Origin of the sequence: Butyricicoccus porcorum, from assembly GCF_002157465.1 — a bacterium.
Taxonomy (GTDB): domain Bacteria; phylum Bacillota; class Clostridia; order Oscillospirales; family Butyricicoccaceae; genus Butyricicoccus_A; species Butyricicoccus_A porcorum.
Window position 1 is genome coordinate 55,077 of sequence record NZ_NHOC01000003.1, and the last position, 15,736, is coordinate 70,812.

Below are 15,736 nucleotides of genomic sequence, written 5' to 3' on the forward strand. Positions count from 1 at the left end.
CAGGATATCCTGCGAAGCAATGGAGGAAAACAAAATGTCTGACAAAACAGGAACCTTTGATTCGGCAAAGCTGGCGGGCGGTCTGAACATGGTGTTCAGGGGATACGCGATGATTTTTGACGCGATGGCAGAACAGGCGAAACTGCTGGAAACGGCGGCACAGGGCACGGCTCCGATTGTCCCGGAGGAACAGCCGGACAGTAACACACCGCCCTGGGAGGATGCTCCGGAAACTGCCGTGGAGCAGGATGCCCCGAAAAAGCAGATGACCAAGCAGGAATTCCTTTACACCATTCAGTCGAAGGTCACCGACCCGACAGCCCGAATTCCCGCAGACAAGGTAAAGGCACTGCTGAACAAGCACGGTTCGAGTTCGCTTTCAGCGCTCCCGCCGGAGAAATATGAAGCGTTTCTCTATGACTTCAACCGGCTGTGACAGAGGGCAAAATGGGAAAACATGCACTGTTATCCGCATCCTCCAGTCACAGATGGCTGAACTGCACGCCATCGGCGCGGCTGGAGGAGTACTATCCGGACACATCCACACGCTATGCGGAGGAGGGCACCGCCGCACATGAGCTGTGTGAGTACAAGGTGAAGCACTACCTGCATGGGCGGATGCCGCGCCCGCAGTCGGAGTTTTATACGGAGCAAATCGAACGCTACACCGATGTGTATCTCCATTTTTTTGCGGACACGCTGGAGGAAGTCAAACAGACCTGCCCGGTACCGCTGGTGATGGTCGAAAAACAACTGGATTATTCCAACTATGCACCCGATGGCTTCGGCACAGCAGACTGCATCATTGCCGCGGACGGAACGATGCATGTCATCGACTTCAAGACCGGATTCCAGTATGTGGAGGTTCGGGAAAATCCACAGCTGATGCTGTACGGGCTCGGCGCACTGAATGCCTGTTCATGGATGTATGACATTCAGCAGGTGGCACTTTCAATCGTTCAGCCACGGGTGGACAACGTGGCGACCTACACCTGTTCCGTTGAGGAGTTAATCCGGTGGGGCAATACGTATGTCAAGCCCAGAGCGGCGCTGGCATATCAGGGAAAAGGCAAGCTGGTCCCCGGCGAACATTGTAGATTCTGCCGCCATCAGGCACACTGTGTTGCCCGTGCGGAGGAAGCATTGCATCTGGCGCAGGAGGAATTCTGCGAGCTGGACGGCACAGACAAAACCGATGCTGTCCCCAATGTGCGATTCAAGAATCCCGCCACGCTGGATCACAGAGAGATAGAAGCGCTTCTGCCGATGCTCCACCGCATTTCTGAGTGGATTGACGAAGTGTTCGCTTATGTCTCGGAGGAAGCGATTCAGCACGGCGTCATCTGGAAGGGCTATAAAGTCGTGGAAGGGCGCTCGGTCAGACGATTTACAGACGAGAAGCAGGTGGAACAGGTAGCTGTCGCCGCAGGCTATCTGGATATTTATAAGAAAAGCCTGATTACTCTCACAGAGTTTGAAAAACTTATGGGAAAGAAGAAATTTCAGGAGATTCTGGGCGGTCTGGTCTGCCGCCCGCCGGGAAAGCTGACACTCGTGCCGGAGACAGACAAGCGTCCGGCGGTCGACCTGACCGCGGCGCCGGATGAATTTACGGCACTGGATTAAATGACGAAAAGGAGTTTATTATGGCAAACAATCAGAACAACAACGCAACCCGCGTACACATTCCCTGCCGCATTTCGTTTGCGAATATCTGGGAACCGAAGTCCATCAACGGCTCGGATGAGAAGTATTCCGTGTCTCTTATCATCTCCAAGGAGGACAAGCAGACGTTGCGCGCCATTCACGAAGCGGTTCAGACCGCCAAGGAAAACGGAAAGGGAAAATGGAACGGCAAGATTCCGGCAAACCTCAAACTGCCGCTGCGCGACGGCGATATTGACCGCCCGGATGACGAGGAATACGCAAATGCGTATTTCATCAACGCCAACAACAAAGAGAAGCCGGGCATCGTAGACCGCCGTGTCCAGCCGATTACCGACCCATCTGAGGTGTACTCCGGCTGTTATTGCATTGTATCGGTGAATTTTTATCCGTTCAATGCCAATGGCAACCGCGGCGTTGCGGCTTCACTGGGCAATATCCAGAAGGTGAGCGACGGTGAACCGCTGTCCGGCCGTGTGAGCGCCATGGCGGAATTCGAGGCGCTGGAGGATGAGGAAGAGCTTATGAAGGAAGAACTGCCCGATTATCTCCGGTAAGAAGCCAGTGCAGGAGAGCGGCTGGCATCCGCCGGCCGTTCTCCGATTAGGAAGGGAGGAAGCTCGCTGTGAGACAGCGCATTGTCCATATTGATATTGAAACCTTCTCGGCCGTAAACCTTGCCAAATGCGGCGTGTACCGCTATGCCGAGTCGGACAGCTTTCAGATTTTGCTCGTTGCCTATGCTTTCGATGACGGCCCGGTTCGGATTGCAGACCTTGCCAGCGGAGAGCCATTCCCGCAGGAACTGCTGGACGCCTTTTTCGATTCCGGTACGACCTGTATGGCGCACAATGCACAGTTTGAGCGCGTCTGCTTTTCCAGTTATCTGAAACGGCAGTATCCCGGAACGTATTTGCAGGAGGGCGAATTTTTGAACCCGGACGGTTGGTACTGCACGATGGTGCAGGCGGCTGAGCTGGGGTTGCCGTTTTCGCTGGACGGTGTGGCAACCGTGCTGAAAACCGGGGAACAGAAGGACAAACGGGGCAAAGACCTGATCCGGTACTTTTGTGTTCCGTGCAGGCCGACAAAAGCCAATGGAGGCAGAACCAGAAACCTGCCGGAGCATGATCCGCAGAAGTGGTCAGAGTTTAAAGCCTACTGCGTGCAGGATGTTGCGACTGAGCGGGACATTCACCGGAGGATGCAGCATTTTCCGCTGTCAGAAGCGGAACTTGCGTTCTATCATATGGATCAGCGCATCAATGACCGCGGCTGGAAAATAGACCTTCCGTTTGTCCGGCAGGCGATTGCCTGCGACATGCTGCACAGCGAGCAGATGACTGCCCGGGCATATGAGCTGACCGGATTGGAAAATCCAAACTCGGTGTCCCAGCTCAAGGGCTGGCTGGAAGTGCGGGGCATCCAGATGGACAGTCTGTCCAAAAAAGCGGTTGCGCAGGCGGTAAAGGAACTGGACAGCGGCGGGTGCGATGCGGAGGTACTGGAAATGCTCAAGCTCCGGCAGAAGCTGGCAAAATCGTCTGTAAAGAAATATGAAGCCTGCGAGCGGGCGGTCTGTCAGGACGGCAGGGCAAGAGGGCTGTTCCTGTTCTACGGTGCCAATCACACGGGACGGTTTACCTCCCGCCTGATTCAGGTGCAGAATCTGCCGCAAAACCATCTGGAACCGCTGGAAATCGCGCGCAATCTCGTGAAAACAGGACAGTTTGGCGCGCTGGAGTATTTTTTTGGCAATACGCCGCAGGTGCTTTCCGAGCTCATCCGCACGGCGTTTGTGCCGAAGGAGGGTTGCCGCTTTATCGTCGCGGACTTCTCTGCGATTGAAGCGCGGGGACTCAGCTGGCTGGCGGGAGAGGAATGGCGTATGGAGGTTTTTCGGACGCATGGCAAGATTTACGAAGCGACCGCCGCCAATATGTTCCATATTCCCATAGAATCCATCACCAAAACCAGCCCGGAGCGGCAGAAAGGCAAGCAGGCGGAACTGGGATGCGGATACGGCGGTTCGGTCGGCGCTCTGATCAGCATGGGCGCACTGGAAAACGGTCTGAAGGAATCCGAACTGCAGGACATTATCGACGCATGGCGGCAGGCAAATCCGAAGATTGTACGGCTCTGGTACGATATTGACCGCGCGGCACACAAGGCAATTCGCACCGGACAGCCGCAGACCGTCGGCAAAATCTGTATCGCGTATCAGGGCGGTATGATGCTGATCCGCCTGCCGTCCGGCAGAAGACTGGTGTATATCCGTCCGAGACTGGAGCCCAACCGGTTCGGGCACATGTCAATTACCTATGAGGGCATCGGTATCGGAAACAAGTGGGAGCGGCTGGAAACCTACGGGGCAAAGCTGGTGGAGAACATTACGCAGGGCATGTGCCGGGATATTCTGGTCGAAGCCATGCGGCGCGTGGAACAGGCGGGCTTTGATATTGTAGCCCATGTGCACGATGAAATGATTGTAGAGGTTCCAAACGGCGTGAGCAGTGTGGAGGAGATCTGCGGTATTATGTCGGTTCCGCTGGAATGGTGCGCAGACCTGCCGCTGCGGGCGGACGGCTATGAATGCCGGTTTTACAGGAAGGATTAGGGTGAGGATATGACAATGTTAGAAAAAGACAGCTGTGGATATATTCAGATCGAAACCGATGCCGTACAGTATACGCCCTGCTGTGGGCGCAGTGACCCGACCGCGTGCATGGCAATTGCGCATGTTATCCGGGAAGAAAAACAGAGAAAGCAGCGGTCGGCAAAGCACCGATATCCCAGAGTCGGTGTCTGGCGTGCGCCGGAGCTTCGAGGTGGCAGATATGCGGGAAAGTAAGATTGAGAGAGCCCTTGTAAATGCCGTGAGAAAACAGGGCGGCATTGCGTTCAAGTTCACCAGCCAGACCATGAACGGCATACCGGACAGGCTGGTTCTGCTGCCCGGCGGACAGATCGGCTTTGTGGAGCTGAAAGCGCCGGGAAAACAGCTGCGGCTCTTGCAGAAAAAGCGCAAAGCACAACTGGAAGCGCTCGGCTTTCCGGTGTTTGTCGTGGACAGGCTGGAGCTGATCGATAAGACCATACACGCCATTGCGCATGGGAGAAAGAGAGGGGATGTCCCGTGATATTTGAGCCGCATGCGTATCAGCAGTTCTGCATTGAATATCTCAAACAGCATGAGACTGCCGCTCTGTTTCTGGATATGGGACTGGGAAAGACAATTATTACGCTGACTGCAATCCATGATCTGATGCTGGATTCCTTCGATGTGAGCCGGGTGCTGGTTGTGGCACCTGTCCGAGTAGCAAAAGATACCTGGCCGAAGGAGTTGGAAAAGTGGGATCATCTGCGGCATCTTACCATAGCGGTGGCGGTCGGAACACCAAAACAGCGAGAAGCCGCCGTCCGGCAAGATGCAATGATTACCGTCATCAACCGCGAAAACCTGAAATGGCTGGTAGAATTTCTGCATCAAAACCGCATGCCATTCCGCTATGACATGCTTGTGATTGACGAACTGTCCGGCTTCAAATCCTACAAAAGCCAGCGCTTCAAAATCATGCGGCAGTTGCGGGCAAAGGTGCGTCGGATTGTGGGGCTGACCGGAACGCCCGCCCCGAATGGTCTGATGGATTTATGGTCGGAAATTGGGCTGTTGGACAGGGGTGAGCGGCTCGGCAGGTTTATCAGCCCGTACCGGGAACGGTATTTTACGGCATCCTCCTATAATCCGCAGACCGGAATCGTCTATCGCTACGAACCGAAGCCGAATGCGGAGCAGGAAATCTATGACCGGATTTCTGATATCAGCATTTCCATGAAAGCCCTCGACTATCTGGACATGCCCGCGTGCGTCATGAACACCGTGCCAGTGTATCTGGATGACAGAGAGCACCGGGTGTATGAACGGCTGAAAAAGGAATATATTCTCCCGATGGCAGAAGGCGGGGATGTGGATGCCGCCAATGCCGCGGCGCTGTCCGGAAAACTCCTGCAACTGGCGGGCGGCGCGGTGTATGATGAATGCCACCATGTGAGGGAATTCCACAGTAGGAAGCTGGACGCGCTGGAGGATTTGATCGAAGCGGCGAACGGACAGCCGGTGCTGGTCGCGTATTGGTATCAGCACGAGCATGACCGTATCCATGCCCGGTTTGCGAAAGCCAGGGTGCGAGATCTTCGGGCGGAAGCAGACATCAGCGACTGGAACGCCGGAAAAATACCGGTGGCGCTGATCCATCCCGCCGCGGCTGGACACGGATTAAATTTGCAGGAGGGCGGGCATATTCTGGTCTGGTACAGCATGATCTGGAATCTGGAGCTGTATCAACAGACGAACGGCAGGCTCTGGCGGCAGGGACAGACGGAACGGGTATCAATTCACCACATTGTCACGGCGGATACGATGGATGAGGATGTGATGGAAGCGCTCAGGCAAAAGAACATGACACAGGAAAAGCTGATGGCTGCCGTCCGGGCGCGGGTCATCTGAGGAAAAACGTCAGCCGGAGGAGGAACAACATATGGGCAGACCAAAGAAGCAAAAAGTTGAGATTTATGAGGGTTATATGCAAAAAGCCCGCCATCTGGCTGACATTTATCCTGATTTGCTGCAACAGCGGGAGGAATACCGGCAGGCATTTCTGGACAGGCCCGTGTGTACATGGGAGGATGCCTTTACTATTCTGACCAGTGCCGGAAACAATAATGCCGGGCGAGTGCAGACCAGCGGGACATCCGACCATACGGCGCGCATTGCCCTGAACATTGACTCCGTCATGGAACGGGAGAACCGGGATATTGTTCGAGCGTATCTGGCACCGTATCAGAGGGTGTCAGACGAAATTGAGATGTTTGAGCTGGGCATGAACCGGCTGAACGGGCGAACGCTGTGTGTCGCCCGGCAGCTTTTTGTGGAACGGAAACGCTGGAATGATATTACAGATGAGGAAGGCTATCTGTTGGGGCGTTCCTCTGTGCAGTTCGAACGAAACCGGGCGCTGGAGACCATTGCCGCTGCCATTGCCGACTGGACGGAACGCAGGCTGTATGCCATATACGGGTAAAAACAACTGTACTGTCAGGCATTTTACTGTACTAAAACTGTGGTGGAAGTGTACGGAAATGTGTGCTATGATTATCATGCGAAAAACAGATAAAAACAGCTGTGAGAAACGGAGCAGGAGCAATCCTGACTCCGTTTTTTGATGCAAAAAATCATCCGAAGGGAGGAAACAGTTCGTGGGCAGAAAGAACAGGGCAAGGAGAAAGCCCAATGGAAAGAGATATAAGCGGATACATCGCATTCCGTATCTGGAAGGTGCGGCGTGCCAGCGCTGGCTCGACCGGAGACAGCACAAAGCAAACAGCTATGAAGAGGAACAGATTGTTTTTCGCGGCGAAGTGTGGTATGCAGATTTGGGCGCGCATCCGGATACCAGCATTCAGGAGGGTTGCCGCCCGGTGCTGGTCGTCAGCAACAACGCCAACAACAGCAATGCGCGCACACTGACGGTCGTCCCGCTCACCGCGAGGCTGAAAAAATTGTCGCTCGCAACGCATGTTTTGATAGAAACAGTGGAAGCGTGCCCACTGGAGCACGATTCGATGGCTTTGGTTGAACAGATCACGATCATTGATAAATCCATGCTCCGCGAAAAAATTGGACAGTTGGATGGCGGTACTATGCGACGGGTGGACTGCGCCATTCGTGTTCAATTGAGCCTGCTTCCATCGGATTCTCCGAGGGGAGGCGGTGCAGCGTGAAGTACGTCAATCTTACTGCATTGGAGCATATCCCTTCGGAACTGCGGGAAACCGGGCAGTTTTGCGTGTGGAAATACGAACAGCGCGACGGGAAAATGACGAAAGTCCCGTACAATCCGAAAACCGGAAAATATGCGATGGTCAACCGTCCGAGCACCTTTTCTTCCTATGAACGGGCAGTGCAGGCGTTGAAAACCGAATCAAATGGCGTTCCTGTGTATAACGGTCTGGGATTTCGGGTGTCCGGTTCGGTCGGTGCGCTCGATCTGGATCACTGTTTTGCAGAAACCGAACAGCGTGGTATCGACGAGGAGCTTCGGGAGCTGTTCGGTGATGATGCGCTTTTTGATGCGTGCCGGCAGGAAGCCGGACTTAAGCCATGGGCGGCGGATATTGTCCGGACAATGGATGGCTGTTACATGGAGAGATCCCCGTCGGGTACAGGGCTGCGCATTCTGTTATCGGTACCCGGATTTTCCTTTGATAAGGAACGGTATTATATCAACAATCGCAGGCTCGGACTGGAAGTCTATGTTCCGGGCGCTACCCGGCGGTTTGTGACGCTGACCGGCGATGTGTTCCGGGAAGGCGGTCTGCCGGACAAAAGCCGCGAACTGCAAACAATTCTGGATCAATATATGAAGCGTCCTACGGTGGAAACCGCACACGAACCGATGGAACCGCATTCGTATTTACAGGATGACGAGGTAATTGCGAAAGCATCGGCATGCGCCAGCGGCGCGAAGTTCCGCGCATTATACGCCGGAGACCTGACGGGTTACGATTCGCCCAGCAATGCGGATATGGCGCTTTGTGCCTATCTTGCATTCTGGTGCGGCTGCGATGAGGAACAGATGGATCGCCTGTTTCGTTCCTCCGGTTTGTACCGGGAAAAGTGGGACAGACCGCAGTCCGGCTCGACGTATGGTGCGCTGACAATTCAGAAGGTTATCCGGCATTGCCATGACTGCTACAACCCGGTCGGGCATCTGGTGCCGCCGGAGGATGAATTTCAGAAGCTGTTGGATGACGGGTATTCGGCGTTCGGGGAGGACACTTCCCTGACGGAGGAAGAAAAACGCTCACTGGCACAAACGATCCGTCTTGTGGATATGGATTTGCAGCAGATGAAGCCGCATTCCAATCCCAGATATTCGTGGAGCGAAATGGGCATGGGCAGGCTGTTCGCGGATTACTACCAGAGGGTGACACGGTTCGTCCCGGAACGCAGGCACTGGTATGTATTCAACGGGAAGGTCTGGAAGCACGATCAGGGCGGCCTGCTGGTCATGCAGCTCGCCAAGCATCTGGTAGATGAACTGCTCCGGTATTCGCTCACAATTGAGCGGGATGTGGAGCGCGCGGATTATATCGCGTTCATCAGCAAGATGCAGACCCGCCGGAAGCGGCAAATCATGGTGGACGATGCACAGGATGAGAATTTTGCTTCTATACAGGTGTTTGACCGGAATCGCTATCTGTTCAACTGCCAGAATGGGACGTTGGATCTCAGCATGATGGAATTTCATGCGCACAGGCCGGAGGACATGCTGACCATGCTGGCGGGCGTCACCTATTCGCCGGATGCGGTCTGTGAGCGGTGGAATACCTTCATTACAGAGGTCATGGTCGGAGATGCGGAGCTGGCGGATTTTCTCCAGCGTGCGCTCGGATATACTCTGACCGGAGATACCAGTCTGGAATGCCTGTTTATCCTGTATGGCGCGACCTCCAGAAACGGCAAGGGAACAACCATGGAAACCTTTTTGAAGATTATGGGCGACTACGGAAAGACCTCAAATCCGGAAATGCTGTCCGCAAAGTTCGGCGCCAGCAACAACGGCGGGCCGTCGGAGGAGGTGGCGCGGCTGGCAGGCGCACGCTTTGTCAACATTTCCGAGCCGGAGAAACGGATTTCCTTTCATGCCGCGCTGGTCAAGCGGCTTACGGGAAACGATACGATCAATGCGCGGTATCTGCATGAAAACAGCTTTGATTTCAAGCCGATGTTCAAGATATTCATCAACACCAATTATCTGCCGAATGTCAGCGACATGACGCTGTTTGACTCCGGACGTTTAAAAATCATCCCGTTCAAACGGCATTTTTACGAAGCGGAACAGGACAAGGGCTTAAAGCATCTGTTTGCTGAGCCGGAATCACTGTCTGGTATCCTGAACTGGTGTCTGGAAGGGTATCGGAAATTCCGAAAATACGGGCTGGAGGCCCCGTCTGCCGTGCTGGAAGCGACGGGCGCTTACCGCAGGGAATCCGACCGTGTTGGGCAGTTCATCGAAGCGTGGCTGGAACCGGGTGAAGGCTATGAGGTGCGTTCTGCTGCGGCGTATCGGGTGTATTGCCACTGGTGCGCGGAAAATGGCTTCAACCCGGAGAATGCAAAGAACTTCAACCGCGCTATTGCAACGCATTTTGAACTGGCGAAGAAACGCCCGAAGGATGGCGGCGGCGCTACCACAATGCTTGTTGGATGCCGGCTTCGCGCGGAAGAGGATGGCACAATTCCAGAAAATTGACCGGACATGGGAAGGTCTGATTTTCTGCTGTAGCGAGCAGTTGCAGGTAAAATATATAGTTTTCTTATATTATCCTCACGTGAGAATAAATAGAAAAAACCTGCTACGTATTGCTACGTCACTTGGAGAGGAGAAAGTAAATGCCATACAGACCCAACACACCCTGCAAGCATCCCGGTTGTCCGGCATTGGTTCCATACGGACAGAAATACTGTGCAAAACACCGGGCACTGCATCCGGAAGAGGTGCGGTCAGCGTCCAGGCGCGGCTACAACAGCCGGTGGCAGAAGGCGAGCAGAGCATATTTGCAGGCACATCCGCTGTGCGTTATCTGCATGAAACGGGGGAGATACACCAGAGCCACTGTGGTTGACCACATCGTGCCGCACCGCGGCGATCCAAAGCTGTTCTGGGACCGGACGAACTGGCAAAGCCTCTGCAAGCAATGCCATGACAGAAAAACGATGACAGAGGACAGACATCCGCTTTACCACTATTGAACGGTTTGCTACCCGGGGGGCGGTCTGGATCTCTGTGGCATGGGAACAGCAAGACCGGCGCCCCCTCAAATGTGTAAAACCGCGAATTTGACAGCCCGGGGGTCTGACAATCCCGGCGCAGAAGGAAAGCAGCAAATCGGGAGCATGCGGGAAGCACTTGTATTTCGACTGACAACGAACGAAACAGGAAACAAAATCAGGTATTTTTTCTGAAATTGCAGGTATTCCATGTGATTTTGTTTGCAATGAAAGGAGAAAACAACAAACGGAGGCTTCTTTTCCCCGCAAATACGCCCGATGAAAGTGATGTGTGAAACTCCCGTCATTTTCAGGGCGTTTTTTCCTGCTTTTCGTAAAAAGCACAGGGGTTTCGCTGCAAGATGAAGCATCAAGGGGAAACACGATGGAACAAAACGAACAGAAATTTCTGGATGGTGTGGTGCATCAGTTCTGCCCGCAGTGCGGCAGAGCCATTGTGCAGAACCGGATAGGCAGGCACAGAAAATTTTGCTCCGATGTATGCCGGAGGCTGTGGTGGAATCACCACCCGATGCCGGAGCATTGGAAGTCCGTAAGAAAAGCCGTGTGCCCGGTCTGCGGGAAGGAATTTGTCGCCAGTCGGGAATACGGCAAATTGCGGGTTTATTGCAGCCATGCCTGCGCAAATCGTGGCCGGTCTGCACGCCGCCCACCGAAAAACAAAAAAGGAGAAGATCATGCGTAAAACAGCTGAACTGAAAATCCTGCCGGTTCATGTACTCAAGCCGGCGGCATACAACCCACGGAAAAAACTGAAACCGGGGGACAAAGAGTATGAAAAAATCAGGCAGTCCATCGAAGAATTTGGGTTTGCCGACCCACTTGTGGTCAATGCGGATATGACGATAATCGGCGGGCATCAGCGGCTGACGGTTGCCGTTGACCTGGGATATACCGAAGTGCCCTGTGCAGTCGTGGATGTTGACAAGGTGCGGGAAAAGGCACTGAACATCGCACTCAACAAAATCACCGGCGCATGGGATGACAATCTGCTGGCAGAGCTGTTGCAGGACATTGAAAACAGTGACTTTGATGTCGGCAAGACAGGCTTTGACCCGCCAGAGATTGAAACGCTGTTCAATAAGGTGCACAGCAGGGAGGTCGAGGAGGACAACTTCGATGTGGAATCCGAGCTGAAACAGCCGGTGTTCTCCAAACCGGGCGACCTGTGGACACTCGGACGGCACCGAGTGCTCTGCGGCGATGCCACACTCCCGGAGAGTTATGCAGTCCTGATGGATGGGGTGCAGGCAAATCTTGTCCTTTCCGACCCGCCGTACAACGTGGATGTGGAGGAAACCGCAGGAAAGATTCTGAATGACAACATGGGAGACACGGAGTTTTATGAATTCCTGTTTGCCGCCTTTCGGCAAATGCATGAGAACCTCGCCAATGACGGCTCGATTTATCTGTTCCATGCGGACACTGAGGGGCTGAATTTCCGCAGGGCATTCAAAGACGCCGGGTTTTATCTGTCCGGGTGCTGTATCTGGAAGAAAAACGCGCTGGTGCTCGGGCGGTCACCGTATCAGTGGCAGCATGAGCCCTGTCTCTATGGCTGGAAGCAGGGCGGAAAGCATCAATGGTATTCTGACCGGAAGCAGACAACCATCTGGGAATACGACCGGCCGAAGTCCAATAAAGATCATCCCACCATGAAGCCTGTGGGCCTGATGAGCTATCCAATCCGCAACAGCACCATGACCAATGGCATTGTGCTTGACCCGTTCCTTGGCTCCGGCTCTACACTGATCGCCTGTGAGGAAACCGACCGCGTATGCAGGGGCATGGAGCTCGACCCGAAATTTATGGATGTCATCGTCAAACGATATATCGGGCATCAGGATGGTAGGTATGACGATGTGTTTGTCCTGCGTGACGGGCAGAAGCTGCGGTTTGATGAGCTTGCAACCGTGGAAGCCGAAACAGAGTGAGAAAAGCTGTCCGGTCTGGCACAACTGTGTAGAGTACACAACACAAAACGCACATATTTGGCGAGAATTTTGACATAAATGGCTGGATATTATGTTTTTTCAGAGCGATACTACACGTACCAAAAAATAGGAGGTTTTGAATATGACATTGCATTTTCATGCGGCGGGAGCAGAGCGCAAACGGCTGGCGCACGCGATTGGCGAGCTGATCGGAGAAAAGCCGGTTTACCAGTTCATGCCGACCTGCGCTTATCAAATCGGTAGCTATGTGCTGGACAGGGAAGGAAACCTGCATTGTGACAATGACGCAGAGCTCGGCAGTCTACTCGGCGCGCTGGAAAAACAGGGCTTTAGCGCCGAAAGACCGGAGCAGCAAGATTCAGCCGCGGCAGAACCGGCGAATGGTCTGGTAATCCAGCTGCCAAGGGACGGCTTTACCGACACCGCGCTGAGCAATCTTCACCGGCTGCTTGCGTCCAAAGGAACGCTGATCCGCAAGGCGCTGGGGGTTGATGACCTGCCGGTTGAAGTCACGGACACATGCATTTCGTTTCCATGGTTCCATGGCGACCTGGACGATGCTTCTGTTCAGGCACATATCCACTTTGTCACAGCACTCGCCGACATGGCGAAGAAACAGAAGCGTGTGAACGCGCGATCCGGCGAGCCGGAGAATGAAAAGTACGCGTTCCGCTGCTTCCTCATCCGGTTGGGCTTTGTCGGGAGCGAGTACAAGAACGAGCGCAGAATCCTGCTCCGGAATCTTTCTGGAAATTCAGCATTTAAGAAGGATAACCGGACAAAACAGCAACAATCCTGTACAACATACACAGCGTAATCTACACATATTTGGTGCATTTATGATGGTATTTTCCTTGCTATTATCCGCGATAAGAGCGAATATACACATGCCGAAAGGAAAACGCAAAAAGATATAAAGGAGACATACATCATGAATGAAAAGACCAGAGTACAGATTGAGAACATGAAGAAGCAGACCATCGGCGTTGAGATCGAATTCAACGGCATGACACGGGAAAAGGCCGCCGGAGTGGTTGCAAAGCACTTCGGCACCGAACCCTACTACGCAGCGGCGGAATACGGCTACATGACCTGGGCCTGCCATGACAACCTTGGCAGAGTGTGGAAAATTCAGCGGGATGTAAGCATTGAAGGGCCGGACAGCGAAAAGTGCGAGCTGGTCACACCGATTCTTACATATGACGACATAGAGACCCTCCAGCAGATTGCCAGAGAGCTTCGGCACGCAGGGGCGAAGAGCTGCCCTTCCCGCGGATGCGGCGTGCACATCCACATCGGCAAGGGCGACCATACACCGCAGAGCCTGCGCAATCTCGTCAATATCATGGCGGCGCATGAACAGCAGATTGCCCGGGCTATCCGGCTGGATGCCTACCGCCAGAGAAGATACTGCCAGATCGTCGACCGGGATTTTCTGAACCGGCTCAACACCAGCAAGCCGAAAACCTTTGAAGCGATGCAGCGGCTTTGGTACAACGGCATGGATGGCAGCCGCCAGCATTACAATTACAGCCGGTATCATATGCTCAACCTTCACGCGACATGGAGCAAGGGAACGATTGAATTCCGCCTTTTCCAGTTCGCAGAGGCAGGCAACGGCAGAAAGGGCGGCATTCATGCCGGCGAATTGAAAGCATACATCCAGCTTTGCCTTGCAATGAGCGAACTTGCCAAGGAACTCCGGTACGCAAGCCCTAAGCCGCAGCAGACGGACAACGAAAAATACGCATTCCGCTGCTGGATGCTCCGGCTTGGCTTCATCGGCAAGGAATTCGCAACAGCAAGAGAAATCCTGCTGCGGAACATGGAAGGCAATGCGGCATGGCGTTAAGCCTGCCGCACAACCTGAAAGGAGAAGAACACGATATGAAATACTACTTAGCTTATGGAAGCAACCTGTCGGTCAGGCAGATGCTGCACCGGTGCCCCGACGCAGTCTATGTGGGCACAGCGGAAATTCCGGACTATCGGCTGTTGTTCAAAGGAAGCAAGACCGGAAATTACCTGACAATTGAACCGAAGCCAGGATGCAGGGTTCCGGTTGTGGTATGGAAGATCAGCGACAGCGATGAGCAATGCCTGGATGTTTATGAGGGATACCCGCGCTTTTACTACAAAGCCATGATGCAGGTCACCGTTTATTCTCTGCTCGACGGAAGGGAAAGCGGCACAGTTGAAGCACTCGTTTACATCATGCACGAAGACCGCGAACTGGGCTGTCCAACCGGGCATTACTTTGATGTTTGTCTGGAAGGATATCAGCGGTTCGGATTTGATCCGGCATACCTCGGGAGGGCGCTGGCAGACAGCATCGGACGGAAAGCTGCAAAGCGATTTCTGGAACAAAGCTGAGAAAAAGTCGCAAAATATATGCGCAGGCAGCCCTCTGGGGCTGTTTGCCGTTCACACAGAGTTCAGGCTTGCCGCAGGGCAGGTCTTTCTTTTTGCCCATTCACGCAGGATGAACCATCGTTTGTCCTGCGTTTTACATAGATCAGCATTCATTTTGGAAGAGAAAGGACATTTAAATGAAACAACACAGCAAACACATCGCTGTCATCGCAAGACTTACCGTTGCATTTGTCGCGGCACTTGTTATCGTCACGGCACTGACCGGATGCACGCAGACCGAAAGCTCGTCTGACGTGGCAAAACAACAGTCTGTACAGGACACGTTGTCACGGAATCAGGCGCCGGATATTGCAATGGAATTGCAGTATTTGGAGTAAACACGCACATTTTTATTGGGAAAGGAGGGCGCTGAGCATGGCAACCAGAGGAAGAAAACCGACACCCACCGCAATTAAGCTACTGGAGGGGAATCCGGGGAAGCGTTCGTTGAATGCCAACGAGCCGAAACCGGCGAAAAAGGCGCCCTCCTGTCCCAAATGGCTGGAGCCGGAAGCCAAGAAGGAATGGCGCCGTTTGGCGAAGCAGATGGAACAGATCGGTATCCTGACGCAGGTAGACATGGCGGCATTCGCCGGCTACTGTCAGGCGTATGCGCGGTGGAAGGAAGCGGAGGAATTCATCACCCAGCATGGCACGATTGTCAGAACGCCGTCCGGTTACTGGCAGCAGGTGCCGCAGGTGTCCATTGCACAGACGTATCTGAAAATCATGAACCGGTTCGCCGAGCAGTTTGGACTGACACCGGCATCCAGAAGCCGGATCATTGCCGCGGACAACAGTACGGATACACAGGACGAAATGGAAGCGTTGTTGGAGGGAAGCAGCTGAT

At 53.9% G+C, this 15,736-nt stretch carries 18 protein-coding genes; 17 read left to right on the forward strand and 1 reads right to left on the reverse strand.

The features are described from left to right. Positions 1-34: 34 nt before the first annotated feature. The 11 genes from CBW42_RS03720 (at position 35) to CBW42_RS03770 (ending at position 10,480) form a co-directional block, all read left to right on the forward strand. Entirely contained in the window at positions 35-436 is a 402-nt protein-coding gene (locus CBW42_RS03720) for a hypothetical protein (RefSeq protein WP_133058250.1), read from the forward strand. A gap of 11 nt (positions 437-447) precedes the next feature. Continuing rightward, on the forward strand, positions 448-1,626 hold the full coding sequence (locus tag CBW42_RS03725) for a DUF2800 domain-containing protein (RefSeq protein WP_087018094.1): 1,179 nt from the start codon (positions 448-450) through the stop codon (positions 1,624-1,626). Positions 1,627-1,646: 20 nt separating this feature from the next. Continuing rightward, entirely contained in the window at positions 1,647-2,222 is a 576-nt protein-coding gene (locus CBW42_RS03730; RefSeq protein WP_087017918.1) for a DUF2815 family protein, read from the forward strand. Positions 2,223-2,290: 68 nt separating this feature from the next. Next, positions 2,291-4,282, forward strand: a complete 1,992-nt coding sequence (locus tag CBW42_RS03735; protein ID WP_087017920.1) for a DNA polymerase — start codon at positions 2,291-2,293, stop codon at positions 4,280-4,282. Positions 4,283-4,297: 15 nt separating this feature from the next. Continuing rightward, positions 4,298-4,516 carry a hypothetical protein gene (locus tag CBW42_RS03740; RefSeq protein WP_133058251.1) on the forward strand — a complete coding sequence of 73 codons (219 nt, stop codon included), beginning with the start codon at positions 4,298-4,300 and terminating at the stop codon, positions 4,514-4,516. After that, positions 4,503-4,805, forward strand: a complete 303-nt coding sequence (locus tag CBW42_RS03745) for a VRR-NUC domain-containing protein (RefSeq protein ID WP_087017924.1) — start codon at positions 4,503-4,505, stop codon at positions 4,803-4,805. The genes CBW42_RS03740 and CBW42_RS03745 overlap by 14 nt, the downstream gene beginning before the upstream one ends. Beyond that, complete coding sequence (locus CBW42_RS03750; protein ID WP_087017926.1) at positions 4,802-6,172, forward strand: SNF2-related protein; 1,371 nt, start codon at positions 4,802-4,804, stop codon at positions 6,170-6,172. The genes CBW42_RS03745 and CBW42_RS03750 overlap by 4 nt, the downstream gene beginning before the upstream one ends. A gap of 31 nt (positions 6,173-6,203) precedes the next feature. After that, the gene (locus CBW42_RS03755; protein ID WP_087017928.1) at positions 6,204-6,746 is read left to right on the forward strand and encodes a hypothetical protein; all 543 of its coding nucleotides are present in this window, start codon (positions 6,204-6,206) and stop codon (positions 6,744-6,746) included. A gap of 175 nt (positions 6,747-6,921) precedes the next feature. Continuing rightward, a complete protein-coding gene (locus CBW42_RS03760) occupies positions 6,922-7,446 on the forward strand; it encodes a type II toxin-antitoxin system PemK/MazF family toxin (protein ID WP_087017930.1) in 525 nt (174 codons plus the stop codon). Then, positions 7,443-9,980 (forward strand): phage/plasmid primase, P4 family, encoded by a 2,538-nt coding sequence (locus tag CBW42_RS03765; protein WP_242969776.1) that lies wholly within the window; start codon positions 7,443-7,445, stop codon positions 9,978-9,980. The genes CBW42_RS03760 and CBW42_RS03765 overlap by 4 nt, the downstream gene beginning before the upstream one ends. A 140-nt stretch (positions 9,981-10,120) precedes the next feature. Next, positions 10,121-10,480: an HNH endonuclease gene (locus tag CBW42_RS03770; protein ID WP_087017932.1), complete on the forward strand. Its 360-nt coding sequence runs from the start codon at positions 10,121-10,123 to the stop codon at positions 10,478-10,480. Positions 10,481-10,545: 65 nt separating this feature from the next. On the opposite strand, the gene CBW42_RS14430 is transcribed toward CBW42_RS03770, so the two are convergent. Continuing rightward, positions 10,546-11,235 (reverse strand): hypothetical protein, encoded by a 690-nt coding sequence (locus tag CBW42_RS14430; protein WP_133058252.1) that lies wholly within the window; start codon positions 11,233-11,235, stop codon positions 10,546-10,548. On the opposite strand from CBW42_RS14430, the gene CBW42_RS03780 reads away from it, so the two are divergent. The 6 genes from CBW42_RS03780 to CBW42_RS03805 all read left to right on the forward strand — a co-directional run bounded on the left by CBW42_RS03780 (position 11,197) and on the right by CBW42_RS03805 (position 15,735). After that, on the forward strand, positions 11,197-12,453 hold the full coding sequence (locus CBW42_RS03780) for a site-specific DNA-methyltransferase (RefSeq protein ID WP_087017936.1): 1,257 nt from the start codon (positions 11,197-11,199) through the stop codon (positions 12,451-12,453). The genes CBW42_RS14430 and CBW42_RS03780 overlap by 39 nt on opposite strands. 142 nt (positions 12,454-12,595) lie before the next feature. After that, positions 12,596-13,291 (forward strand): hypothetical protein, encoded by a 696-nt coding sequence (locus CBW42_RS03785; RefSeq protein WP_087017938.1) that lies wholly within the window; start codon positions 12,596-12,598, stop codon positions 13,289-13,291. 114 nt (positions 13,292-13,405) lie between these two features. Next, positions 13,406-14,326 (forward strand): amidoligase family protein, encoded by a 921-nt coding sequence (locus CBW42_RS03790; RefSeq protein ID WP_087017940.1) that lies wholly within the window; start codon positions 13,406-13,408, stop codon positions 14,324-14,326. A 35-nt stretch (positions 14,327-14,361) separates the two neighbouring features. Then, positions 14,362-14,847, forward strand: coding sequence for a gamma-glutamylcyclotransferase family protein (locus CBW42_RS03795; protein ID WP_087017942.1), 486 nt, complete (start codon positions 14,362-14,364; stop codon positions 14,845-14,847). A 176-nt stretch (positions 14,848-15,023) separates the two neighbouring features. After that, complete coding sequence (locus CBW42_RS03800) at positions 15,024-15,224, forward strand: hypothetical protein (RefSeq protein ID WP_087017943.1); 201 nt, start codon at positions 15,024-15,026, stop codon at positions 15,222-15,224. A 37-nt stretch (positions 15,225-15,261) separates the two neighbouring features. Then, positions 15,262-15,735 (forward strand): phage terminase small subunit P27 family, encoded by a 474-nt coding sequence (locus CBW42_RS03805; RefSeq protein WP_087017945.1) that lies wholly within the window; start codon positions 15,262-15,264, stop codon positions 15,733-15,735. Position 15,736 lies beyond the last annotated feature (1 nt).